Origin of the sequence: Comamonas sp. SY3 (assembly GCF_041730275.1) — a bacterium.
GTDB classification, from domain to species: Bacteria; Pseudomonadota; Gammaproteobacteria; order Burkholderiales; family Burkholderiaceae_C; genus Comamonas; species Comamonas sediminis.
The window spans coordinates 21,591-45,511 of the sequence record NZ_JBGTYN010000027.1; the positions used below are offsets into that span (position 1 = coordinate 21,591).

Consider the following 23,921-nt stretch of genomic DNA (forward strand, 5'->3'; position numbering starts at 1 on the left):
CCGTGACCAGCCTCCTGCGTCGAACCCTACGCGGGGGAGGATCAGATAACGATCTGCGCGGCAGCGATGAACATTTCGTCCAGATCTTCCTCGCTCAGGCCCAGCGCCCGGGCGGCGCCCTGCAGGAAGGGAGAATCAAAACGGCGCCAGGTGCTGGTGTGGTTCCAGGCCAGGTCGGCCCACATGGCTTCTTCCTTGTCAGTGATCGATGCAAAGTAGGCTTCGACACCGGCCGTCAGATCGCGCAAGCCCAGGATCGCCCTGCCCTGTGCCCGGCTGATCTCGGCGGGCACGCGAGCGCGGCGCTCTTCGTCGGCGATCTGCTCGGCCGTCTTGAGCTGTTCCCAGTCGATATTAGGCATTGGGCACCTCGTCGGTAGGCAGCGGCAGGCGGCCATCTGCAGGGTTGAGGATCGGCTGCGGGAATGCGCAGCTCTCGGGCGCGTCCCAGGCAATGGGCAGCAGCAGGGTCAGCTGCAACTCGCCACCCTGGCGGCGCACATCGCCGATGACGAATTCGCAGTCCACGGCCGCCGCCGGCAGAACGCCACCTTCGGTAATAGGCGTGAAGTCGAACGGCTCGCCATTGATGGTGAGCTTGTCGCCATTCTTGATCACTTCCAGCGAGTCGGCGCGGACCTGGGGTGAGAGATTGATTTTCATTAGAACCACCGTCCTATCGCAACACACGAGATGTAATAGTTGGCTGCAATTCGAGAAGCGCCTGAAGTGAGGTAATAACTTCCCCAGCTCGTAAGCGTCTGAGATATAGAGCTGCTAGTCAAAAACGCTCCAGCTCCACCACCTGAGACAGATAAGGTTGTAGATGGGGCTGTTCCCGAGAATGCTGCTGGATATGTGCCAAGGTCAACCGCCGGACTGTAGAGGACAGAACCGCCGTCACTGTTGGAAATTGCCGTGTTCACAGTTTGCGTTTTCCAGCAAATCTGCGTTCCATCTGCAAACCGTACAAACTCCCCACTCGCATTGCTACCACGCTGAATAATCGCGCCTGTCGGCACTCCGCCAGACTGGGACACCGTGCCCACGATTGCTGCGACCGCAGCAGAACCAAGACCAATACCAGCGCGAAGCTGAGCCAGCGTGGCTGCTACCACGCCTGTTCCGCCTAGTCCTATTGGAAGAACGTCTCCCGCAACCCACTCGCGCAGCTCTGCGCTATTGCCGCCGGCTGCTACCGCTTTAAGGGGCGTAGTCATAGGTCATCCCTTGTAAAAAATGTGAAAACGCGCCGGGCGGCCTGAGACTGTGGAACCACCAGAATCCACGACAAGCGCGCGGATATGAGTAGTGGAGACGCCAAATGTCCACTTTGAGTCGGCATACAGGCTATTCGCACCTATCCAGTTTCCAGCTGTTGATAGAACTGCACCCGTCACACTCAATATGTCTGCCTGGGCAAGGCCATGGGCAACTACATCAACGTTAGAGGTGCTTGTGGTCATAGTGGTGTCGATCACCTTGCACTTGACGATTGGGGACTGCTCTCCAATAACAGCACCCGCCGAGAACGTCTGCACCCCCAACCAGTTCCGAGCAGAGCCCAGCAGCCAAGTCAGAAACGCCTGCACTGTCAGCTTGAAAGTGGAGGAGCCCCGACGCAGTGGCCAGAGGTCTGTCACCTGGGGTGTTATCCCGTCGGTGAACCCGCTGAAATCCACATCCAGCTTCCCGGATATGTCCACCGGATCAGGCGGTACGGGCAGAGGCGGATCTTGTGTCAGCAGCCAAACTGCTGCATTTGCCCCCGCCACCTCCGCACTGACGCCACTGGCGAAAACCACCATGGCTGGCCCGGCGCTTCCCACTGTCACCTGCCGCAACGTCACCCCATCGGCCATGCGCACCGGCACCAAGCGCGTCGGCGCCACGACGGCATCCCCGGCAGGCAGCTGCTGCGGTATACCGCCCTTGAGGACCAGGGGCTTACGGAGGACCATGAGCGTTAAAGGATCTGGTAGCTGTAGTCGTCCGTGCGCAGCTCGGTCGCGCTCGTGGCCGTGCCCAGCATCTGGTTGACCTTGTTCACGTTGGCAACGTCAGTAGCGTCCAGCGGGGTCAGCGTCACATCGCCCGCCGTGCCCAGCCAGTAGTCGTTGCCCAAGGTCAAACCCGTCAGCGCCGTGTTGGCCACATCCAGCGGATAGATGGTCGCATTCGCGGCCGAGGCCACTGCAGCCAGTACAAACCCATGGGCCGGCCGGTTGTTGGAGTTGTCGGCCAGGCGTGCCTTGAGGGTGCCCGCATCAGAAAACAGGTTCACGAATTTGCCCGCACCCAAGGCCTCGAACGCCGGCGCGATCTTCGTATTGGCGCCGATGCCAGCGGGCATCATGCTCATATCGATCTTGCCCGCACTGTCCAGCGCCGGGATCTTGCCCGCGTCTGTGGCCCCCGCCGAAGTGGCGGTGCCCATAATCTGCTTTACTTTGCCGCCCACCAGGGCCAAAAAACCTTGTGGCATATCACACCTCGATTGGATCGTTGATTGAAAGATTGATGCTGGTCGCAGTGGCTGCAAAGCCGATCAGCACGGAAAAGCCGCTGGAAGGCGGGGTTTGGGTCAGCTGCCCGTTGGCGCCCAGGTAGACGCGGCCATAGGCCCAGGACCAGCCCGAGTCCGTCACCGTGCCGCTGCGCTGCACTGAAATCTGGGCTCCGGCCTGGCCTGCCGACACGGCCAGCCCAAGGATCGCGTAAATGTTCTCGGCGTCGGCTTGGCCCAGTGGATACACAAGGCCTGCTCGGTCATACAGCACCCGGTTGGCGCTGATGGTCTGGCCAGCGGTGCGCGTCACGTACTGATCGCCGCCGCCACCGGGCGGGCCAGCAGGCCCTGGAGGCCCCTGCTCACCGGGTGCGATCACCACATGGGTGACTTCTTCCCGGTCCACCACGACATGGCTTTGCTCGGGCGTCACCAGGATGTCGCCGGGCAGCAGGTCGAACAAAACAGGGCTTTCGCAGTTCATCGCGTGCCCTCGGGGTTCAGGCTCCAGGAGATCTCGGCCGCGCGCGTCACATCGCCATTTGGGTGCACCACCTCCAGCTGACCTACGGCAGTGGACCAGCGGGCCGGGGGACTGTCGCCATAAGGCAAGTTAGCGGTAGACGCTGCGTCCAGATGGAAGGCGACGAGGCCATCGCCCAGCGAGAGATCGATCCGCCCGTTTTCAGTAGTGAGCTCCAGCAACACGTCAGGCGCAAGCACGTCCGAGCGCAGCTGCGTGCGGGCCGTGCAGCCCGTCAGGTCCACCGGCATCAGGTCAGTGTCGGGAACAGGCCGGCCGGTCTGCGCATGCACCAGCTTGCCGTTTAGGAGCTTGGTGGGATATGGCGCGGTGCACCAACGGAAGCGACGCCGGAACGTCGCTCCCTGATATATCGTGTAGCAAAGGTGTGCCGGGGCTGTCATGCAAGCAGTGTCAAGCGCCCGGCCCTGAACGTCGAACCCTATACGGGGTACGCGATTTACGACTGGTGCACGTAGGTATCCTGCGAGCTTGCGGAGATCTGGGCCGTGGCAGATACCATGCTCCAAGCCGAGGCCACTTGCTGCGTGCTGGTGGCAAGCTGGACCTTGTTGACCTCGATTCGCGCATCGTTGGCGTGGGTGATCGCGTCACTGTTGGCCTTCTGAATCCGGAACGTCAGTTCTTTGCCAGCTTCGTACTGCTTGATGTCGGCCTGCCAGCGCGCCATCAGCGAGTTGGCCTGCGCTTCTGAGGCATATGCACCCGCCCGGTAGCCGTCCATCAGCACCGAGGAAGACCGGGCCGCGGCTTCCACCTGGGCCGAAGCGGCAGACAGCCGGGCTTTCCAGCCATCCCATTCCAGGCCCTTGGCCGAGATGAGCGCTTGGTAGCGCGCTACCTCAACGCGCGCGCGCTCAGCCTGGGCGCCCACCCGCGCGGTGTATGCCTGGACCATGCGGCCATAGGCATCAACCTTCGTGGCCTCGGCGCTGATCTGTGCCTTGTGCAGTTCGACCTTGGACTGCTCGGCATTGACCGTGGCCACGAAGGCTTTGATCTGCTCGCCGCCAGCTTGGATACGGGTGCGCTCCAGCTCCACCAGGGTCTGGGCTGCGCCCACGCGGGCCTTGTAGATCTCGACGGCCGCCATAGTGCCTTCAATCTCCACCTTGTAGCGGTCGACCAGGCTCTTGTTGATGTCGGCCTTGACCTGCTCGGCCGTCAGCAGGGCCTTGAACACATCCACCTTAGACAGCTCGGCGCGGATCACTGTGTCGTACGCAGAGGCATAGGCCTGGTAGCCGGCCAGCAACGCCTTGAAGTGCTCCAGCGCGGCGTTGTGTATAGCGATGGCATTGTCCGCTGCCGCCTTGGTGGACTCAAACACCAGCATTTCCCACTTGTAGTGCTGATCCATGAGAGCCGATTCCAGCTGCAGGGCCGACTGGATGCTGTCGCGCACATTCTGCTGCTCCAGCTCAGCTTGCTTGATCGACACATCACGGCTGAGCCCCGAGAGCTTGTCGTGGTATTCCCGGCGCGAGTCCGCCAACTGGCCCGCCATCACGCCACTGGGCAGCGGGAAGCCCATCGCCTCGGCGCCGCGCTGCACCTCCTGCTCTCGGGCCAGCGCCAGATAAGTTTCCCGGTCGCGCGCGCGGTCCCAGATCTGCTGCTCCACCGCTGGCGACAGGCCGGTGCCCCCATTGATGCGTGCTGTCAGCGTTGCCTTGAGCCCGTCGAGCAGCTGCGAAGCGTACTTCTGGCCGGGCGAGTACTTCAAGGGCGCGGGCTGCAGCACCGACAGCGCCGGAATCTCATCGAGCTTGTCGAGCCAGTCCTCGTGCAGGTTCACGCCACCAAAGGTATGGGTGGTCAAGGTCAGCAACTGGGGCAGCTCGGGGAGGATGACCTCCGGGGCATCTGGCAAGGCCACTTCGCGCATTTGCGGCAGGGCCGGTGCCTGGCCGATGTTCAGCGTTGGCGCTACCCCAAAGTTCAATACCGGGGCTGCGACGTTGAATTCACTGAACGTGACATCGCGCATGGCACCGTTGAACGTGGCAGGCATGTCCGCAGGCAGCTGCAGCTCCAGCGCTGGCAGGTCGGGAACATCGGGGATGGCCGGCAGATTGGGCGCAGCAAGCGTTGCCCACTGCACGCTGATCTGGGCGGGCTGGTAGACGCTCTTGCCCAGCTCGTTGCTGAAGTTGTCCACCTGCTTGAAGGCCTTGTCGGCAAACGTCAGGGACTGCAGGTACTTGTCCTTGACTATTTCGGCTGGGCCGTTGACATCGGTTGCCATATCAAACTCTCCGTGTTTTGGATTCGAGGGTCAGGATCTCGATGCGATCGAGGGTGAAGGCCTGGCCGGCAGGGTTGCTGAGCGCAAAGCCCAGGTAGTTCTCGCGGATGCCCTTGCCCACCTGGCACCGGGTCTGCCCGCTGCTGCGCAGGGGAAACTGGTACTCCCAGGGGAAGTCGTCGGGGCCCAGCACGCTGAACTGCGCGCAGCCCTCTCCGCGCATAGACAGGTAAGCCATGTCGATGCGCTTTTTGAGGGTGGTCTCGCGCAAGGTGGCCGGCAGCCGGATGCTGGCCACGATGGGCAGGTCCACATCGAGGTCGCCGCCAAAGGCATAAAGGCCCGAGGCCGCACCCGCGTGTGTGGGCGTGACGCTTTGGAACTCGTGGCGGGTGTATTCGCTCACGGCCCCAGTGAGGGTGTTGAGGACAATGGCGTTCATTCTGGGTTGATGTTCGTGGTTTGGTTGACCAGCACGCTGGCATCGAGCGCAGACACACGCCTGACGCCCGTCCTGTCAATGGCAAAGGCCATGGGCTCATCCACAGTGAGGTTCACCGAGACGCCGCCCGCGATCTGGTAGGGCTTGATGAGGAGCAACGCGGCGCCCGTCCAGGGGTCCTTGGCGTAATAGACCTCGATGTTCGGCATGGTGCAGGTGAGAGGCACACAGCGGGGGATGGTCTCGAAGAAAGCGTAGGTCGAATTGACCAAGCGCCCTTCGTTCACTCCCCATTGCTGCGCGTTCTCACGGAAACCTGGGGGTGTACCGAAGCTCCGGCCACTGTTGCTCGTGATCAGCCCTTTTGCGGGTAACTGCCACTCTGGCTCCACGCCGCAGGTCACGCCCCATGACAGACGCGCCCGCTTCCGAGCAATGGCGTCGTCGGTGCGCAGCTGGATGGGAAAGGTAAGCTTGGTATTGCCAAAGCGGATCACCAAGCTGAACTTTGGATTGGGCAAGGGGCAGTTGTTGGATAGGGAGGAATCCGTCCCGTTGTCACGCAGTGCGCCTTTGTTGTGTGTCCATGTATGGGCGTCATAAGCAAACCCGCCAGAATGCTCAGCCGTGCCCTCGGTGTAGACCAGCAGATAGAGCGATGGGTCATAGACGTAGATGCCTCTTGAGAGCAGCTTTGCTGAATAGGACACATCGGAGGTAGTCCAGTTGTCCACCCACAATTCCGCCTGGTTGGTGTGCTCTGCATTCACCTGGCGGGAGGTAAAAGAGCCGCTCTCAGAGACCACCTGCTCCATGATCTGGAATTTCTCCCCAGTGTTGAGCGTCACATAGGAGCTGCGCGAGCGAGAAATCGACCCGCCATCGTTGTGCTCCTTGCTCGCATTGTTTTGAGAGGATCCAGACCAGATGTCAGCGGTCTCGTCATAGTTTCCGGTGGCGCTCAAGGAATAGCGCCCCTCAGACTCGACCACCAGCAGCACCCGCTCGTTACCCGCGAAATAGTTCAATAGGACATTGCGCCCCTTCCAGCTCGATGTTTCGGTGGCGTTCACCGGCCCCGACCCCTTCCAGGTGGTGCGGTACATGGGATCTCCGTTGGCGTCATCCCCGAGGTACTCCCGGTTTGTGATCACCACCATTGGGGCTGAGCGGGTGGACCAGACCGGCTGATTGCGCGAGAGCGTATTGCCCCAAAGGTTGGGACCGATGTTGTATTCAGTGCTCGGGGCCGAGCCGAAGAAATTGATGCGCCAGTCCGCAATAGGATCGACATCAACAAATGCGCCGGTCTGATTAAAGACAAGCTCCGTGCGGGAGAGGCTACCGCCCTGCATGCGGTATTCAGCAATCCGGTAATTGGCTTCTCGCGCCTGCACCCACCGATCCCGGGGCCTGTCATTGAAGTCCCCATCGGTGTAGCCATACACGGCCCTGCCGTCGGAGTTGACCTCTGCCCCGAGCTGCGGAGCATTCGGCACGGCCCATCGAACAACCTGTCCGTTCGCTGGCACCCCCGGCACGATCACCGTGCCCTCTCCTTGGTACACGGCCAGCACGCGGGTGCCATCCTTGCTGATGCAGAAGTCCTCTGCAAAGGGGACGCTCGCAGCCATGTCGCCAATGACTAGGTTCTGGTGGAGCTTGATGTCGAAGGTCTGCTCGACCGGATCCAGTGCATATGGGTTCTCGCTGAGTGGGAACAGTTCCCCGGGCTTGAGCATGGTCAGCCGGTGCAGTTCCAGCCCGCCGCGCGAGCGAACCAGCGTCAGGAGCGTGCGGCTGTCGAGCAGTGCCACCGGCGCGCCGTCGAGCTGAGGGTAGGCCTGGATAAAGCGGCGGTTGCCATAACCACCGTAGCTGGTGATGTAACTGAGCTTGGTGAGCGTCGCGAAGGTGCGGTTCTGGGCCCATGCGGGAAACTTGCCGCCGAAGCTCGATGTGGCGTAAACGCCATCGCGGCTGCCTGCCTGCAGGTCGGTCACTTCCCAGGTCCCGTCTGGCTTGTCGAATTCACCACCCGGGGTAAACAGCTTGCTGATGTAGCTGTCGTTCACCTTGGTGGTCAGCATGATGCCCATCTTGCCAGGCGGCTTGCTCTGGGCATTCACTGGCCAGATCGTCATCACCGTGCTGTTGCCCACCACCATGATTTTGTAGCGGGAGCCGTCAGGCAGCGTGCCCTGCTCGTTGGGGTTCTGCCAGAAGGAGACACGGCTGCGGCCGCAAAACTGCGCAAAGGCGGCCTGTGCCATCCCCATCTGCTCACCCGATGCCCGGCCGCCGATGACACGCAGCGCAGGCGGCGCCGACACTGAGGCGCGCGCTCCCGTGGGGGTGAAGGCGTAGGGGTTCCACAGGCTCATTGCGGAATCGCCAGGTACTGCGGGATGCCGTCCACCTCCCGGAAGGTGGCGCAGACCTCCTGCACATCGGTTTTGTAGCGGTTGGCGGTGAGGCTGGTGGTCTGGCCCTGGTTGAAGCCGGCCACCATCTCCCCGCCGGCAATGCACAGCATGGCCATGCCAGAGCCCGCCCCATCGCCAAACTTGACCTTGTCGCCGCGCACCGCCACGCCCGAGCCCAGCACCACGGGCCCGCGCTTGGTTGGCTGGTACACCAGGCCATCCCAGGTGGTGCCGCCCAGGTACAGCAGGTCCTGGTCTGTGCCCACGTAGACGCCGTCATCGACGGGCTGAATGGCGGTGATCTTGCCGGCCAGCTGCTTGAAGTCGCGCCAGTCGCTCAAGTGCGGGGCATTGGGGCGGCTCGCCCACAGCACGTTGCCCTGGGCCACCAGGACGCGGCCGCGCCAGAAGGCCGTGATCGTGCCCACCGGGAAGCTCTGCGCGCCCAAGGTGCGGCAGGGCAGGACCAGGGCCGCGTTGTTGCCCGCGTACTGGAAGGTGGCCTCCGTGGTGGAGCCGGCCAGATAGGCCCCTTCCCCGTCCTTGCCGCTCAGGTAGACGTTGATCGCATGGCCATCGAGCACCGGCAGCGCGTCGAGGTGCAGGCCGCCCTGGGAGATGGCGATGGGCTCGGAGCTGATGGCCGGGCCTTCGAGGTGATCGGCCAAGCGCACATAGCTCAGGTGGTAGCGGTAGTTGCCGGGGTGCAGCTGGCCAAATCCCACATCTGGCGCGCCCAGGCCTTGCGGCCGGGGCACACTGCGCTCGCGCCCGGCAAGCCCATCCGTCACGCCCTGGATCAAGCCATTGCTGTAGGTCACGCGGCCATCAGGCAGGTCGCAGTACCAGACCCGGTCCGAGCCCATGGCTGGATGAATCACATGCCGGGCGCCATCGGGGTGGATGGCAGTCAGCACCGGGCCCACGGTAGCCAGCATGAAGCCAGCGGCCTGGTGCAGGTTCTTGTGGCAGCGCTCGTCCACCAGGGTCAGACCGCCGCGCCGGGTAATTTCACCGGTAAGGCCGATGTCCACGTTCTCGGCCGCCAGCAGGTCGCTGCCCGACAGCCGGTGCGCGGGCTGCACGTTGTTGATGCCGGTGAATGATTCAAATGTCAGCATTCGCTATCCCTTTCGACCCGCATAGCCCCGATGCCCAGTGCCAAAGACTGGCCCACGCGGAAGGCATAAGACACCGTCAGCCCACCAAACCCAAGCACCTGCGAGCCCTCAACTAGGCCATCCATGCCGGCGAGTGTTGCTGCAACGGGCCCGGCCCGGCAAAGCGACACACCGGGGATGACCACGGAACTGACCACCGACACGCTGCCCATACCCAGTACACGCGCTGACTGCACCATTCCAATGCGCGAAGCTGACACCGCGCCCAGGCCCAAGACCTTGGCGCCGGCCGCATATCCCACCGGCTCGGCCGCCAGTGCGCCGAAGTCCCAGACCATGGAGCCTTGCGCCTGGCCTTCCAAGCTGCCAGGCACCGCGCGCATGGCGCCGATGCCCAGCGCGCGAGAGCCCGACACAGAGAATGCCGTGCTGGCCGGTGGCTGGCTGGCTTCGGCGCTGTGCCAGGGGCTCTGCACCAGGCTGATGCCCGGCAGGTACAGCTCAACGTCCTCGCCGATCTTGGCCGCCAGCGCGCCAAAGCCCCAAACCATGGAGCCCGCGACATCGAACTCGAATACCGCCAGGGGCACGCCCGCCGCGCACAGCGACAGGCCCGGGATGGTGTTCTCTGCTGCGCTGTCCGCGTTGATGGCGGCGCCGTTGATAAGGGGGTAGCTCATGGCTCAATCACTGGTCAAAGACCATCCCGCGCCAGTAGAAGCGGCCATAGAAGCGCCCGGTAGCGGGCGTGTCCACCTTGAACATGATCCTGTTGGCCAAAGCCCCGCTATGCGTGACGGCAAAGCGCTGGATTTGCTTCTCGCCAGAGATGCCAGAGAGCGCCTGCGCGCTCACGAGGTCGCCATCCGCCTCAAGACCAATCGAGATCACCGGCGCGGTGGTTGCGTCGTATTCGTAGCAGATAAAGCCCACTTCGGTCAGCGCTACGCCGGCCGCCACACTGGGCAAGTTCAGCTCGACGGCCAGGGGAATCGTGAGCGGCAGCCATTGGCCCGTCAGAACTGGCTCACCCTCCCCGCTGCTGTCAGGGTTGTACGCCTCGATGGCATAGCCCGAGTTATCAAATCCCGGATCCTCCGCACTCTGCGTGTAAGGAAACTGGGGGTCACTCGCCTCAAACAGGTAGTTGAAGCCGGTGGCCACAGGCGGCGCCACGATGGCCCGGTTCGAATAGGTTTGCCCGGCCTGCCAGGTTTCGATGTTGTCGCCCAGCTCCACAAAGCAGGAGCCGCCCACAGTCTCCACCGACATGTTCATGTCTTGGGAGTAGCGGCCAGCGGAGAAGGTGGTGGTGAGCGCGGCGCCGGGCCGGTGCAGCATTTGCACACCGGCCAGTTGCACCACGCGCGATTCCCGCTCCACCTTGGTGTTCACGAGGAAGCTAGTCCCGCCCGCGCCACCCTCGCCGCCAGTGGTCTTGAAAACGCCGCGGTCATCAGCGCGCAGAAAGCGCCCCAGCATGCCGGCAGTAACCCGCGCTTCCAGCGTGGTGCCAGCCGGCCAGTCAACGGCGGCAAAGGTGTCCTCCTGATTGCGCTTCACGGTGAAGCTGGAGCCATCCTTGGCGGTGATGTAGACGATCTCGATCTGACCAGGAACTGCTGGATTGGACAGGGTTGCCCGCTGCATAAGGCCCTGCGAGAGATTGGCAAAGCGGTCCGCGCTGCCGTCGTCTGGCAGCGTGATGACGGTGTCCTCGCTGCCCAGCGCCACGGTGATGGCGCCGGATGCGTTGTTGGAGAAGGCGTCTATTGCCATGGCGCCTCCTTATGGGATCAGGCTGAAAATCTTGAGTGCGCCGTCGGACCAGCGAAGCGTGAAAGCACCACCGTTGGCCGCGAAGGGGAAGCCGGCCACCTGTGTGATGCGCTGGAGCACGGGCGAAGTCTCTGGCACGCCCGTGTCCTTGTAGAGCAGCACCGAGCCTGGCGAGCCGCTCGCCACAGCCCCGAATTCCACGTCGTCGGCGTTGAACACGCCACCGGTGATGGTGCGGCCAGTCAAGGCTTGGGCAGTGCCCAGCGTGGTGCCCACGTCTGCCAGGAAGCGATAGGTGCCGCTGGAATCAAACGAGGCCGGCAGGAGCGTGACCTTCAGATCGTCGGTGAGAAAGTTCACCCCGGCGCCCAGTACCAGTTCGCCCCCTGCGGGGAAGAATGGTTCAAGCAGCGCTGCAATCTTGAGCGGGCCGTTATCCCATGGAAGCTTGACCGCGCCGCCGTTGGTCGCAAGCGGGAAGCCTGTCACGTTGTCGCGGTACAGCAGCAGCGGGGAGGTGCTGGCGTTGCCCGTGTCCTTGTAGATGACGATGGCCTTGATGGTGCTGCCTGGCACCAGCGGAGCGGTCTCGGCGTCGTCAGCATCAAAGGCCCCGCCTGTGATCGACTTGTTGACCAAGGTGATGTCGTCGCCCACCCGCGTGCCCAGCTGCGAGACGAACTCATGCGCAGCGCTGTAGGTGTAGGCGTCGGTGATGAGAGCAACCTTGATTGTGTCAGTTGCGAAGTTGATGGAGCCCTGGAGCAAGCGCTCCATGCCCTTGGGGTAGCTGGTAGTGATGGCCATGTGAACTCCTAGGGTGAGTTCGTGGCCGCCCGGTTGCCGCCACGTAGAACATGACGACAAGTGTTGATTCAGTGAGAAAAAAGGTCGAACCCCATAGGGGTGAGCACACCTGGATTGACTAAAAGGCCAGATCCAGCAGAAATTGGGCCTGCTTTTTTGCTGCCAGGAACGCTACAGGTAGCGTAGACTTAATCCCTGAGACCCCCTATGTGGTGTCCACGAGTGCCATCTGGCGATAGTCGGAGGCACAAAAAGTTTGACCCGGCAGGATTCGCAGTCCCCCGGGTCAGATCCGTAACGGCAACTTGGTAGTAACGCGGTTTGGATAGTGTCAGTATAGCTTCACCGACATAAAACTCTAGCCTTTTTTAAGGATTCAGAGTCGGTTCTTACATTCGCTACCCAGTCCGCATACCTTTCTTCATGGGAATGAGTATGTTGAAAATATTGATAGTGCTTAGTGGTATCAAGGACTTGGCTGATGCTTTGACAGGGCTTGTTGAGGCTGTTGTGCACATTCTGATCCTCACAACAATCAAACATGTGCCTATCTTCGAGGCCTTTACTGCACTCAACCTTTAAGGGCATTCTTCCGCCCGACCCCATTGGATTGGCGCTGACATGCATCAGCTATATGCTGCGCGCATGGCAGCACTAGTCTTCTGGGGCGCGATCATCCTGATCGTCATCTTCCTTAACATCACCACGCGCGAGCAGCGCCGAGAGATGTGGTCCACCTTCTGGGTGATCATCGTCTTGCTCGGCGCTGGCGGCTTCGTGTGGCAGTTCCTACGTCAGGGCACCCTCAGCTCATAGGGTGGCCAGGCGCTTGGCAATCGCATCCTTCTGAGCGGCAATCTCATCGAGACGACGGCGCTTGGCTTCCGCGCTCATGAGGCGGTCGCCCTCCACCTTCTTGGCCTGCTGCGACAGTTCTGCTACGCGTGTCTTGGCCGCCTCCACGGGGATGCGCTTGGCCAGCGCCTCAGGATTGGCCGCCCCGATCTTGGCCGCTCCTTCCACATCGCCGCTCTTCACTGCCGCCTGGTAGGAAGCCCAAACCTGGCTGATCTCCCGGGCCTGGTCGTACATGGTGCTGACGTAACGGCTGGAGTTGGTCGGCAGGTTCTCCACGAAGTTGCCTGCCAGGAACACATCGCGCATCTGCATCTCGGGGCGATCTCCCCGGCCCATCATCGGCCGCAGCACAGTGTCGGTCGCCGTTGTGAACACGGTGGACAGCCAGCCTGTGTATCCACGCATGAGGAAGTCGATCTGTTTGGGGCTGAGAGCAGAGTAGTCGCCCTTGGCCAGCTTCACCGGATCGGGCAGCCCCCAAGAGCCAAGCAAGCGCGCAACCTCGGAAGTGCGGTCGCTGTAGCGGTCCTGCGGGCGCAGGCGCTCATCAGCGAACCCTTCGATGGCCTTGCCGGAGAAGCTGTCCTTGTTGGCGTAAACGTCCAGCAGCGGCTTGACCGCCTGCGGCGTCGGGTCCATGGCGAAGGTGTTGAAGATCATGTCGCTCAGCCGCTCGCCAAAGCGCTTGCCCGTCATCTCTTTGCTCAGCATCAGCTCTGCCGTGCGCTCGGCCAGCGTGCCGATGGAGCCCACCTCGAACGGCTTGGGAATGCGGAAGGCCTGGTTGCCGATCTTGAACCACCAGTAACTGTCGCGGTCCCAGTCGTCGCGCTTCTTCCAGTCTTCGTCATCCTGGTAGGCGGCCAGCAGGCCCAGGCTGGCCATAGATACCGCACCCGCAATGGCGCCAAAGCGCTTGGGATCTTCAGCGGCCGCCCGGCCCAGCTTGTACAGGCCCTGCATGCGTGCATTGAGGAACGGCACCGTCTGGGTGAGGAATCGCACCATCTCCCACTTGCCGCTCATGGAGAAATCCATCAGGTCGCGCGCCATGAACGAGGCCTCGGCATGGCTGTGGCCCTTGGCGATCAGGCGCTCGTACAGCGCTGCGCGGTTGGCGTTTTCCGTCCGGTCGCCGAATTCCTCGTAGGCTTCCCACAGGCTAGCCATCTGGCTCTTGAGCTTCCCGAACCCATCCTTGTCCAGCATGGTGCCGCCCAGCTTGTCGATCTTGCGACGCAGCGCGCCGGTGTCCTCCTGCGTTCCGAACTTGATGATGCCGCCCGATGCCAACATCGAGGCCTGCGTCTGGCTGTTCTTGTCCATGGCCTTCCAGCCTTGGGCCACGTTGGCAAACGGGTTGTAGCCCAGATCTGACTGCGCCATGGCAGACAGCGAGTCGCGGATCAGGTTGCGGATCTTGAAGGTGGGATTGATCGTCACGCCCATAGTCAGCAGCCGCTTGAACGGCGCCATGCCCTGGGCCAGCTTGCTCGGGGTGTAGTGCAGCGCGGACACAGCGTCCAGCAGGTAAGGGTCTTCGATCATCCAGTGCTCGGTCACACCGTCGCGCATCACCTTTACAGCGCCCTTGGTGTCGGCCGGCACCTGGTAGGCGATGCCCATAGCCTCTGCATCCTTCATCGTGGCCAGCGCTGCGCGGTTGCGCGCGGCTGCCGCGTAAAGGTGGCTCCAGTTTAAAAGCGTGTTCTGCAGCAGGTCAGCGTTGATCTGCTGGGTGCCGCCCTTGAGCTTCTTGAAGGCCTGCTGGTTGATCAGGCCCGAGCTGAACCTGGCGCCCTTGATGTCGCCGTCCTCCATCAGGCGGTAGAACGGCACATAGGGCTGATCCTTCATCAGGTCCATGGCGGCCTGGTCGATCAGGCCGGACTCCTTGGCGATCTTGAGCCCCGCCTCGTTGAAGGCGTTGAGCTCGCGCAGGGCCGCCGCGTAGGCCGGCATGCGCGGCGTGCCATCCTGGAACGATCCCGTGTTGAGGCTTTTCAGGGCAGAGATGTCCTGGTCGGTGAGCAGATTCTCCTTGCCCTCGGCCTTGAGGCGCTCGGCGCGCTGGGCTGCCACCCACTGAAAGAAGCGGTCGTGCTCACCTTTGAGGCTGGCCAGCACCTTGGCAAAGCCGCCATCTTGGATGTTGACATCGGCCACACCGTCTTTCAGGAATGGTTTGCCGTACAGCAAGGCGGCCTCCACCGCGCCGTCGCTGCCCTTGGACAGGCGGGCCAGCATGTATGCATGGGCGCTCACCTCTTTGATCGGAGCGAACTGGTCGACCAGGCCCTGCCGCAGCTTGGTGTCCAGATTCGAACGCATCTCCTTGGCGCGCTCCGCCACGGTCTGCCTGGCCATGGCGCCGAAGGCCTTTTCTGCCGCCTGCTTTTGGGAGGGGTTGTAGTTGTCGGTGATCGTAGCTGCGGCAGCACGGCTGAACTGCACTCCCTCGCCTCCCGGTCCCTTGGTGGGCTCTGCCTTATCCGGCGCCTGTGAGGGGGCAGAATTGCGACGCTCCACCGCTTGCGCTAAACTACGCACGTCCTCTGCAGAGTCGCCCGGGGTAAAACCGCGGGGTGGCGCGAGGGTTTCTCGGGAGCTATCCCGCGGACCCACTCCCCGCTGCAGGGGATTTTTTGCGTCCAGGCTCACCCCATCCTCGCGGGCAGCAGCCTCCAGCCATTCCTTCGCTGGCATCTTCTCGTTTAGTTCCACGGCCTCCAGGGTGTATAGAGAGTGGGCCCTCTCAAGGGTCGTTTCCTTGACGGTCAGTTTCACCAGTTTGGTACGGCCGTCAATTTCCAGAGGAGCGAAGAAGCGATGAATCGCTTGGATATTCAAATCGTCTGAACGATCGGGCTTGCTCCAGCCCCAGGATGCGCGCTCAAAAAGGTTGTCGGCGTTGGCTACAGCCATTGCGTGAGTAGCCGGCGTCTCCGACTTGCTGACTGCTTTGCCACTCAACATCTTGTCTAGGCTGTTTCTGGCGACAACTGCCGTCATGCCTGTGGCTGCATTCGTCAACTCTTTACCCTGAAAAGCCTTGGCGGCCTGGCGCGCCTGCAGGAAGTTGGTCGCTGTGCGCAACGGAGCAATCGAGCCATCCAGTTCGCCGGCATGCTCTGGGTTTTCTCGCTGGGCGATACCAAATGCCAGGTTCACCATGTCCTGCGCTTCGAACTGGCCAGGCTTGCCGGTGATCTTGGCCCACACCTGGCGCAGAGCGGCCCGCACCTGGCCCAGCCAGCGAGCTACGGTGCCGGGCTTGGCCAGCAGATTGGGGCGCACCCCCATCTCCAGCGCCACCTGCACTGCATATGGGAACAGCTCCTGCGACGAATACTGCTGCTGTTGCGCACCTTCGGGCATGGACGACTGCACGCGGGCCTGCGCTTCGCTGTAGACACGCTGCTCCATGCTGCCCTCTGGCGCGCTGGCCCAGCCTTCGATCATCCCGTGCAGCTGCTGCCAGCCCTCGGCGCCGAGCACGGCCTCGCCGTGCTTGTGCATGAGCTCGTGCGCTACAACGCCCGCCTCCTGGCCACGCTGGATGTGGTCAGCGATCAGGAACACCGTCTTGGTCTTGGGGTCGTAGAAGCCCTGGGCGCGGCCGGTGTCGCCGGCGGCCTCCATGGCCACGGGCCCAATCAGCGGCTCCCAGGTCTGGCGGATCTCCGCCGATGTGGCCACGACCACACGGCCCAGCCGGTTGGGCAGGGTGCCAAGGCCGCCGACCAGGTCGCGCACGGCCGCACGCACCGTATCCACGGTTGCGGGCATCTTGATGCGCATAATCGCGGCGGCCAGCTCTGGCGTCATGCCCGGGGTGCCACGGCTGAACTGTGCGGCCTGGGCCTGCGAGGCGCTCAGGCTGGCAGCAGGTTCGCCGGTGCCACTTCGGCCAGGTACAGTTTCAGGCACACGGGCACCAGGCTCTCTGGTATCAGCGCGTTGTCCAGCGGCGGGCTGCGCAGCAGGCTGTCCAGCTGCCTGGCTTGTAGCCGCGTCACTTCGCCCGACTGTCGCAGAAGGGCCAGCGCTTTGCGTGCTGACATCTGCCACCCGTAAATCTGGTGTGGCTGGAGCATTGCGATTTCCTTCGTTGTTTGTTGCGCCATCAGAAGCTTGCGTGCTCGGGAACTCAGCCACCTGCGCCAAGACTTCACGGATAGGCGCCTGCAGGCGAACTACCTTCACCGGCTCGCCGTTGGCACGCTTGGCCAGCCATTGGTGGTGGCCATCCACCACATAGCCATCAGACGACACCAGAATGGAGCGGTCGCCACCGGTGAAGGTGCGTGCGGCATCCACCTTGCGCTGCGAGAACTCCGCCTGTGTGGGCTTGAGATCATTGGCCGGCATCTCTGCCGCCTTGCTATCGATGCCCCGCGCCTTCAAAAAGTTGACCAGGGCTCCACGGTGGGAGGCCTTGATCTGCGGCATCTCTGCGCGCGGAATGCCCAGGGTTCCAGTCTCTGGCGCAAAGGCGCTCCACTCGCCATCGATTTGACCGGAGGCGAGATCTGCCCCGGTCTGCTCCACGCCCGCGCGCTGCGCATCCGCAGCATCCACCTCGGAGACGACTTGCGCCAGGCGCTTGCCGCGCGTCTCGATACCCATGGCGCGCGCCACCGGTGCAGCGCGCAGCATGCTTGAGCGCCAGTTCTCTGGCCAGGCCAGTGCAGGTGCAGCTACTTCCTGCGCTGCAGGCGCCGCTTGGCTTTGCGCGCTTGGCGCTGGCGTTGTTTGCGCTCCAGTGTTCTGAGGCGTGGTGCTGCCATCGTTCAGCCCCGCACGCTCTGGTTGGACTGCTTGCGCTCCTGCTGTTTGCGGGCGTTGCGCTGGGATTTGCTGGGCTTGATCGGTTTGCGGGACAAGGGCTGCTCCTACGGGTTGCGAAATTGCTTCAGGCCCAGTGGCTTCCACGGGAAGGGCTCGGGCTGCGGGAAGGGACTGGGCGGCTCGGGCCAGCGATCCTTGGGTAGCTTGGGCATTGGCTGCTCCATCAACAGCGGTCACTGCTGCGCGGGAAAGCGGGCCGGCGGCAGGGTTCAGCCCCATTCGCTCGGATAGTGGCCGCTCAGGGATCAAAGACTCCATGGCCGCGTTGTCGGCGTTGATGTCGGCCGGGCGGCGCGGCGCCGACGGCAATGGCGCGGCCTCCCCTGCTCCCTTGAAGCCCATGTAGGCGTCCGTCATGCGGCGCACGCGCGCCACCTCGCCCGGCTGCAGCGGGTCTTCGCCGATGCGCACCAGGGAATCATTCAAGCGGGACAGCACCTGCAGGGAGTTGTCGGCGCCGGCGTCCAGCACGTTCTGCAAGCCGGTCAGCACGCGGCCCGTGCGAACGCGCGCATCCACCGCTGCGACGGCGGCATCCTGACCGGCCTGGTCGAACTCGGCCTGCAGCTGCTGGCCAATCGCATCGGCAGCCTGCGCCGGCGCGGCCGCAGTCTCTGGCGTGGCCTCGGCCTGCACATGCTGCTGCAGCCAGGCGTCCTCCATGGCGCTGCGCACTGTGTCGACGGTCTCCTGCGTGCTGAACGGGGTGCCGCTGCGCACAGCCTGCTGCACCTCGGCCAGATAGTCGGGGCGCTCGGCTGGGGTGCCATCCTCGCCATAGTTCTCCCACCAGCGGCGCGCCTGCTGCGCTTGCGGGTCGTTGACTTCGGTGAACTGCTGGCCCGCCAGGCGCAGCCGTTCCTGCTCGCGCTGGTCTTCGGGCAGGTTGGCCAGGTAGCTCTCCACCTCGCCGCGCCGGCCCACGCTGCCATCGGGGAAGGACACCATCTGATCGGGGGGTGCGGTGCCCAGCATCAGGGGCGCGGGCTGGTTTTGCGCTTCCTCGGCAAGGCCGTTGGCGCTGGAGGCCGCATCGCGGGCCAGGTCGTTGGCGTGCTCGCCTTCGGTGCGACGGCCACGAATGTTGGCACCGGCGCCCATGACGCCACCGGCGATGGCACCTTCCACGCCAGCGCGCGCCACGCCATCCCAAATGTCTTTGCCCTCAGCATAGTTCTGCCACATCTGCTCTTGGGTGGACTGGGGCAGTTCCTGCAGCACAGACTCGGACACCATGCCGCCAGCCACACGCCCGGCCAGCGACTTGGCGCCGCCCTCCGCCAGCCGGCCCTTGCCTGCGTTGACGATGGCAGTTTCTGCCGTTTCCAGGCCCAGCTTGTTGGCCACCCGGCCGCCGACGGCGCCCAGCGCACCGGTGCCGACACCAGCGCCCAGGGAGGCCAGCGCATTCTTTTGTTGGTCGTCGCCCTGGTACTGTGCCATCTGCTGGCCAGCGGTGATGGCACCTTCACCGACGCCGGCGGCAATCGGCACGGCCAGCTTCTGGCCTACGGCGCGCTCCAGATACCCTGGCACTGCGGCGCGCGCGGCGCCGCCGGCGGCATTGCCAGCAGCCGCTGCCGCGCCGGCGCCCATCAACGCGCGCCCGACCAGGCCGCCCGCGACCATGCCCGGCAGGGATTCAGCCACCTGGCCAGCGGTGTACCCAGGATTCTGCAGGTAGGCCTTGGCAATGGAGCCGACATCGCCCTGCTCCCAGGCTTCGTCGACAGCCTTGCGGCCCTGCTCGTGCCCAGCAGAGAACTTGGTTTCGTCGGCCCACTTCCCAGGCTGGAAGCCCGTGGCTTTGCCGATGGCGTCAGCTGCAGCGGTCACCGGGCGCGCGCCGCTGACAGCAGCTATGGGGAGGTCAGCCAGGCCAGCGGCCATGCCCGGCAGGCGCTGCACGCCTACCTTGACGGATTTGGCAAGGTCGGAGGCGATGCCGCCTTTGTCGGGCGCAGATAGTGCGCCCGTCTCCCAGTTGGTAGAGGATGTTTGTGGAGCAGCGAAGCTGCCTTTTTCCCAATCTGTTTCAGCCATGCCCCCAGTGTTCCGGGAGCGGCTGCCCCAGTCGAACCCCAGAGGGGGTGAGGATTCAGGGTGCCCGACCAAGCCAAGCCGCCTATAGTGTTGCTACCAGGCCAACATCCGGAAGCAACGACACGCAGAGGCGCAGGCGCACATGGAAATCACGAAGATCCGAGAATTGGCACAACGCTTTCGGACAGCCATCGAAAACGTCCCGGTGAAATCGAGGCCTATCGGTATGGAGCTTTTCCCTCGAGGCGCTTGTGGGGACACGTCATTGCTCTTCGGTGCCTACTTGGTTGACCACTCGATCACAGGCTTCAAATGGATGAGCGGGTGCAGGGGCGATGTTCGCGACAACACCTGGACATCTCACGCATGGCTCCAGCGCGACAACCTTGTGGTGGACCTGACAGCGGATCAGTTCCCCGATGCACCCATGGGATTGATCATCATGAGCCCTTCCCCTTGGCACGCTCAGTTCAATGGCGAGGATGGTGGCAGCGGAGACTTTCGGGATCGGAGCAACGTCGACCAGCTGGCCAGGCTGTACAGGAGACTGCTTCAAGATCTACCGAGTCTGCCTTGAGGCGGACATGAAAAAACCCGCCGAAGCGGGTTTCCTAAATCAATCACGGTAAATTATCTAGCACCCGCTGGTCGCGGCATAACTATTGGAGAGCTTACGTATTCACTTTCGAAGACTTTTGAGTAGCCACGAGCCAAACAGTCATGAGAGTAAATGGTGCGAAGCAGCCACAACTGTTGCCACATAGGATCATCAGGCGGCAATAGCTCTACGCTCAAACCCAACTTCATTGCTTCGGAAGCATCAATAACAGAACCGTGCGAATGGTATTGATCTCGACTTGCCAATCTTTGGACAATAACATCCACGTGAGCCTCATCCTTGTCCTTTAGCATCTTGGCTTTGAGCAATTGCGAAGCTAGTTTTTTGGTCTGCTGAATACCAGCCTGTGCACTGAGAAGAACTAACGGGTCAATGCCCTCAATTTTCACAATGAAATCACAAGGCATGTTGTTCAAGTGCGGATCAATTGGGCCGAGCTCCGAATCCAAGCCCATCACAATGCTTGAGCCACAGAAAGCAATCACAGTTCCATTGCTCTTTGCGCGCCTTGGGACTACAACCCGCACATCCTTACCTGAGCTGGTAATGACAGAACACACTTTTTCTGTCGCGTCTGTAAAACCACCATTAGTCTCTAACAACAGATCAATTTTGTCAGTTCTTGACGCCCTAAGCAATTCAGACAGATATATATCATCTGATGGTTCTATCTGAGCTTCTGACCGGTCGCAATCCGAAAAATAAACAAGTAGCTCTCGCCCACTTAACTTTTGAATATCCGAAATCAAAAGTTGACGTAAATAACGATCTTTATTTTGCACCCAGAAAAGGGGTGACTGAGCAGGCTTTAGAGTGCCGCGAGGAAATGGAAGATTCTCGGTAGATGCTTGGATTGGGTTATTCACAAAGCAGGAACTTCTTGATCAAGGATTCGGACAGGAGCAGCCTTGGACTGTTCCTCACGCAGCTTGCGTTGAGCTTGCGCCACTTGCCTCAAAGACTCTTCAAGGCGAGCTGCCAAAGGGTCTTTTGAAGGACGCTCAACAAAAACGGTTGCGGTCTCCGGGCGGGAGATCACTCGTTGGTTAAAAAGGCTCACGCCATTTGCATTGAAGAGAAGAGCTGAGGTCATAGTCATCTCCCACACACTTCAGACTGAAGCATCGAAGGTCCTAATTTGTTCGCAATCAATAGATCAATACTATTGAGCGCTGTGACTGCCTCGCGGCTAGTCATGCGATTTGTATCATTGATGGTACTGTGTACGAGCACAGTGTAATAGCGCGAAGCCTTATGCTGCAATAATTTTGATGTACTTTTACACCGTTTTCATCATACGGTTAGATGTAACACTTTCCGATGCGGGACAAAACATGCGATCAATTTCGATGATCTTTTTTGCAGTGTTCGCCTCTCCTGCTATGGCAGCGAGCTACGCCACCTGCATCCTGGACAAGGCCCCTGCAGCGCAGAACGACGTTGCGGCCCACGCCATCATGCAGTCGTGCCTGGCTGAGCACCCTGGCGGCATCGAGGCCATACCTCAAGGCTCTGGCCGTGGCGCTCTTGGCTTCAAGTCAGGGGCCGAGTGCACTGCCAAGAAGGCTGTGGACACTCGGAGCAATCAGGCTGCCACTCTGGTGGCCATTGCTTGCCGGCGGCTGTATGACACTGACTGGGAAGGTGGTGTGCTTACACCGCCTCCAGCCAAGTAAAGGTAGCCCTACGCGTTCGGCACCCAGGTCTGGCCATTCCAAACCGCTGTCTTGCCGTTGACAGTAGAAACTGTGCCAACGGGTCGGCTAGCCGGATTACCCAGCTCTCCAGGTGCATGCTGCGCGCCCTGCCCAGGCTGCTGCACCCATTGCCCCGTCTGCCGGTTGAACACTGTCGAGGGCGTGTTGTAGGCCCGGCCGCTGAGGGCGTCGACCTGCTGGCCACCTGGCACCACAAGGTAGGGATCTGCCTGCGTCTGCTTGCCCTCCATGGCCAACATCGTGTCGACCAGCGAGCGGCGGCGCGCGGGATCCGGCTCGGTCATGATGCGGTTGCGCATCTGCTCGGTCTGGCCTGCGGCCCGGTTGGCGTAGCCTGCGGTCACTGCATCCTGGTCGAGTCGCTGCTGAGAGAGCATTGCCTGCACCAAGCTGCGCGAGTTGGCACCGTCCTGCTGCATGCCTTCACGCTGCAGGTTGGAGTTGACCTGGTTCGTTGCGGCATCGAGGCCAGGTTGTGCACCGCGCGCCGCGAGGTCCGCGCGCTGCGCGTCTTGAAAAGCTGACTGCGCTGCCGATGGGCCATTGATCCGGCCACGCCGAGAATCGAAGGCACCGCCGTTGTTCGTGATAGAGCTGGCCGAGACTTCCAGGTTGCGCAGGTTGTTGCGCGCTTCCCAGTCATTGCCGCTGTGCGCAGCTTGGGGGGCGCCGAACTGCGGCACCTGTGGCGCGGCCTGCTGCTGGAGCGCGCGCTGCACGAGAGGGTTGCTGCTCCCCACAAAACCACCGCCCGGCTCGGCGCCGTTGATGGAGATATTGCCGCCAACGTTGGTACCGCTGTAGCTGTTGCCAATTCGAGAGACCAGACCAGTCATGGCAGGCGCCGCTGGAGCGGGCGCTGCAGCAGGATTGGTGGACGGCACCGGTGGACCCGCTTCGCCTTGCTGCTGGTAGGTGTAGTTGCTTGGGCTCGGGGCGGCAGCAGGCGCCGCCGGTGCGGGTGCTGGCTCAGCGGCGGACCGGCCAACACCGACTGCAGCCGCCAGCCCCGCCGCCGGCGCATAGGGCGCGGCGGGAGCGGCGGCCCCGAAGGCGCGCGCAACCAGCCCGCCAGCGCGTGCGGCCGAGCCAGGCACAGCGGCAGCACCAGGGATTGCATTCAGGGTGTTGGTGACATTGCGCCCCAGCTCGCTGTTCATGGGATTGTTTTGCGAGCCATCAGGCATTGGTGTGCGCTTGTCGTAATCCGTGGGGATCATCTGCACCAGAGGGTTGCGATAGGCTGCTGCCGCATCGCCATAAGAGGTAGCCATCATCTTTCCTTTCTTAAGCGATCGGGCCGGGCATCATCTCGTCACCAGTCCGAACCCACTCTTCATTGCGACCGCTGGCCTTGCGTCCAAATTCTTCTTCGAACCTGGCCAGCGCTGAGGCGGCCTTGTTGGGGTCAAAGAGATCGGAGTCGGTGCGGCTGTATGCGCGGTAGAGCAACCAGCCCACGAGAGCTGAGTGCAGTTCGCGTCGGATCTCGGGGCTGTCGCCGCACCCCTGCATAGGCTTCTTTGGCAGCCGCTGCACGGTCAGCTTGATCGTGCATGCCTTGCCTGGCCGTGGCCACAGGAACAGTTGGTCGGTGGTCACGCCGGCCACCAAGTGGGTCGGAACCTCCCGTGCCGGATGGGATTGCCACCCTGGGAAGAAGGCGTCCATCTCATCGACGTTCAACGGCTGCAGCACCTGGCCATCCACGAAAGCACGAATGACGCGGATCGCCAGCGGGTTCAAGTCGATGGCTTCGGCGCCGGGTTCAACCTGAACCGTGCACCAGGGCGAAGACGAATCCCGCAGCAGCTGGCCACGCCTGCATGCTTCGTCCTGGGCTTCATTGGCATAGATCGCCAGCAGCTCATCGTCGCAAAGCACCGGGTCGAACTGATCCAGCGACTCAGCCCGGTACAGCTTGATCAGTTCTTTGAGGGTCATCGCACGCTTTCA

The 23,921-nt window shown here is 62.3% G+C and carries 21 protein-coding genes; 3 read left to right on the forward strand and 18 right to left on the reverse strand.

All coding sequences use genetic code 11. From position 1 onward, the window contains the following. Nucleotides 1-41: 41 nt before the first annotated feature. The 13 genes from ACCQ08_RS22900 to ACCQ08_RS22960 all read right to left on the reverse strand — a co-directional run bounded on the left by ACCQ08_RS22900 (nucleotide 42) and on the right by ACCQ08_RS22960 (nucleotide 11,876). Complete coding sequence (locus tag ACCQ08_RS22900) at nucleotides 42-362, reverse strand: hypothetical protein (protein ID WP_373451090.1); 321 nt, start codon at nucleotides 360-362, stop codon at nucleotides 42-44. Next, nucleotides 355-663, reverse strand: coding sequence for a hypothetical protein (locus ACCQ08_RS22905; RefSeq protein ID WP_373451091.1), 309 nt, complete (start codon nucleotides 661-663; stop codon nucleotides 355-357). The genes ACCQ08_RS22900 and ACCQ08_RS22905 overlap by 8 nt, the downstream gene beginning before the upstream one ends. Nucleotides 664-1,223: 560 nt before the next feature. Then, the gene (locus ACCQ08_RS22910; RefSeq protein WP_373451092.1) at nucleotides 1,224-1,961 is read right to left on the reverse strand and encodes a hypothetical protein; all 738 of its coding nucleotides are present in this window, start codon (nucleotides 1,959-1,961) and stop codon (nucleotides 1,224-1,226) included. A gap of 5 nt (nucleotides 1,962-1,966) precedes the next feature. Then, on the reverse strand, nucleotides 1,967-2,437 hold the full coding sequence (locus ACCQ08_RS22915) for a hypothetical protein (RefSeq protein ID WP_373451093.1): 471 nt from the start codon (nucleotides 2,435-2,437) through the stop codon (nucleotides 1,967-1,969). 49 nt (nucleotides 2,438-2,486) lie between these two features. Next, the gene (locus ACCQ08_RS22920) at nucleotides 2,487-2,993 is read right to left on the reverse strand and encodes a hypothetical protein (protein ID WP_373451094.1); all 507 of its coding nucleotides are present in this window, start codon (nucleotides 2,991-2,993) and stop codon (nucleotides 2,487-2,489) included. Continuing rightward, a complete protein-coding gene (locus tag ACCQ08_RS22925) occupies nucleotides 2,990-3,325 on the reverse strand; it encodes a hypothetical protein (protein ID WP_373451095.1) in 336 nt (111 codons plus the stop codon). Before ACCQ08_RS22925 ends, ACCQ08_RS22920 begins: the two co-directional genes overlap by 4 nt. Before the next feature lie 167 nt (nucleotides 3,326-3,492). Further along, nucleotides 3,493-5,301 (reverse strand): hypothetical protein, encoded by a 1,809-nt coding sequence (locus ACCQ08_RS22930; RefSeq protein WP_373451096.1) that lies wholly within the window; start codon nucleotides 5,299-5,301, stop codon nucleotides 3,493-3,495. Between the two features lies 1 nt (nucleotide 5,302). Next, nucleotides 5,303-5,743, reverse strand: coding sequence for a hypothetical protein (locus ACCQ08_RS22935; RefSeq protein WP_373451097.1), 441 nt, complete (start codon nucleotides 5,741-5,743; stop codon nucleotides 5,303-5,305). Further along, complete coding sequence (locus ACCQ08_RS22940; protein ID WP_373451098.1) at nucleotides 5,740-8,127, reverse strand: hypothetical protein; 2,388 nt, start codon at nucleotides 8,125-8,127, stop codon at nucleotides 5,740-5,742. Before ACCQ08_RS22940 ends, ACCQ08_RS22935 begins: the two co-directional genes overlap by 4 nt. After that, complete coding sequence (locus ACCQ08_RS22945; RefSeq protein ID WP_373451099.1) at nucleotides 8,124-9,290, reverse strand: hypothetical protein; 1,167 nt, start codon at nucleotides 9,288-9,290, stop codon at nucleotides 8,124-8,126. Before ACCQ08_RS22945 ends, ACCQ08_RS22940 begins: the two co-directional genes overlap by 4 nt. Beyond that, a complete protein-coding gene (locus tag ACCQ08_RS22950; protein ID WP_373451100.1) occupies nucleotides 9,284-9,970 on the reverse strand; it encodes a hypothetical protein in 687 nt (228 codons plus the stop codon). The genes ACCQ08_RS22945 and ACCQ08_RS22950 overlap by 7 nt, the downstream gene beginning before the upstream one ends. 7 nt (nucleotides 9,971-9,977) lie before the next feature. After that, nucleotides 9,978-11,069 (reverse strand): hypothetical protein, encoded by a 1,092-nt coding sequence (locus ACCQ08_RS22955; protein WP_373451101.1) that lies wholly within the window; start codon nucleotides 11,067-11,069, stop codon nucleotides 9,978-9,980. A 9-nt stretch (nucleotides 11,070-11,078) separates the two neighbouring features. Further along, complete coding sequence (locus ACCQ08_RS22960; protein WP_373451102.1) at nucleotides 11,079-11,876, reverse strand: hypothetical protein; 798 nt, start codon at nucleotides 11,874-11,876, stop codon at nucleotides 11,079-11,081. A gap of 645 nt (nucleotides 11,877-12,521) precedes the next feature. On the opposite strand from ACCQ08_RS22960, the gene ACCQ08_RS22965 reads away from it, so the two are divergent. Next, the gene (locus ACCQ08_RS22965) at nucleotides 12,522-12,692 is read left to right on the forward strand and encodes a hypothetical protein (RefSeq protein ID WP_373451103.1); all 171 of its coding nucleotides are present in this window, start codon (nucleotides 12,522-12,524) and stop codon (nucleotides 12,690-12,692) included. Here the strand turns inward: ACCQ08_RS22965 and ACCQ08_RS22970 are convergent. After that, entirely contained in the window at nucleotides 12,687-19,628 is a 6,942-nt protein-coding gene (locus ACCQ08_RS22970) for an LPD38 domain-containing protein (protein ID WP_373451104.1), read from the reverse strand. The genes ACCQ08_RS22965 and ACCQ08_RS22970 overlap by 6 nt on opposite strands. A 142-nt stretch (nucleotides 19,629-19,770) precedes the next feature. Between ACCQ08_RS22970 and ACCQ08_RS22975 the strand changes: the two genes are divergently transcribed. Then, nucleotides 19,771-20,205, forward strand: coding sequence for a hypothetical protein (locus ACCQ08_RS22975; protein WP_373451105.1), 435 nt, complete (start codon nucleotides 19,771-19,773; stop codon nucleotides 20,203-20,205). A 53-nt stretch (nucleotides 20,206-20,258) separates the two neighbouring features. Here the strand turns inward: ACCQ08_RS22975 and ACCQ08_RS22980 are convergent, their stop codons facing one another. Together ACCQ08_RS22980 and ACCQ08_RS22985 are read right to left on the reverse strand one after the other, a co-directional pair. After that, nucleotides 20,259-21,113: a hypothetical protein gene (locus ACCQ08_RS22980; RefSeq protein WP_373451106.1), complete on the reverse strand. Its 855-nt coding sequence runs from the start codon at nucleotides 21,111-21,113 to the stop codon at nucleotides 20,259-20,261. Continuing rightward, nucleotides 21,110-21,340, reverse strand: a complete 231-nt coding sequence (locus ACCQ08_RS22985) for a hypothetical protein (RefSeq protein WP_373451107.1) — start codon at nucleotides 21,338-21,340, stop codon at nucleotides 21,110-21,112. The genes ACCQ08_RS22980 and ACCQ08_RS22985 overlap by 4 nt, the downstream gene beginning before the upstream one ends. A gap of 178 nt (nucleotides 21,341-21,518) precedes the next feature. Here ACCQ08_RS22985 and ACCQ08_RS22990 point away from each other — a divergent pair, with 178 nt between their 5' ends. Then, complete coding sequence (locus ACCQ08_RS22990; protein ID WP_373451108.1) at nucleotides 21,519-21,923, forward strand: hypothetical protein; 405 nt, start codon at nucleotides 21,519-21,521, stop codon at nucleotides 21,921-21,923. An 8-nt stretch (nucleotides 21,924-21,931) separates the two neighbouring features. Here the strand turns inward: ACCQ08_RS22990 and ACCQ08_RS22995 are convergent, their stop codons facing one another. Together ACCQ08_RS22995 and ACCQ08_RS23000 are read right to left on the reverse strand one after the other, a co-directional pair. Next, entirely contained in the window at nucleotides 21,932-23,239 is a 1,308-nt protein-coding gene (locus ACCQ08_RS22995; protein WP_373451109.1) for a hypothetical protein, read from the reverse strand. A gap of 13 nt (nucleotides 23,240-23,252) precedes the next feature. Further along, nucleotides 23,253-23,909 carry a DUF6682 family protein gene (locus ACCQ08_RS23000; protein ID WP_373451110.1) on the reverse strand — a complete coding sequence of 219 codons (657 nt, stop codon included), beginning with the start codon at nucleotides 23,907-23,909 and terminating at the stop codon, nucleotides 23,253-23,255. Nucleotides 23,910-23,921: the final 12 nt, after the last annotated feature.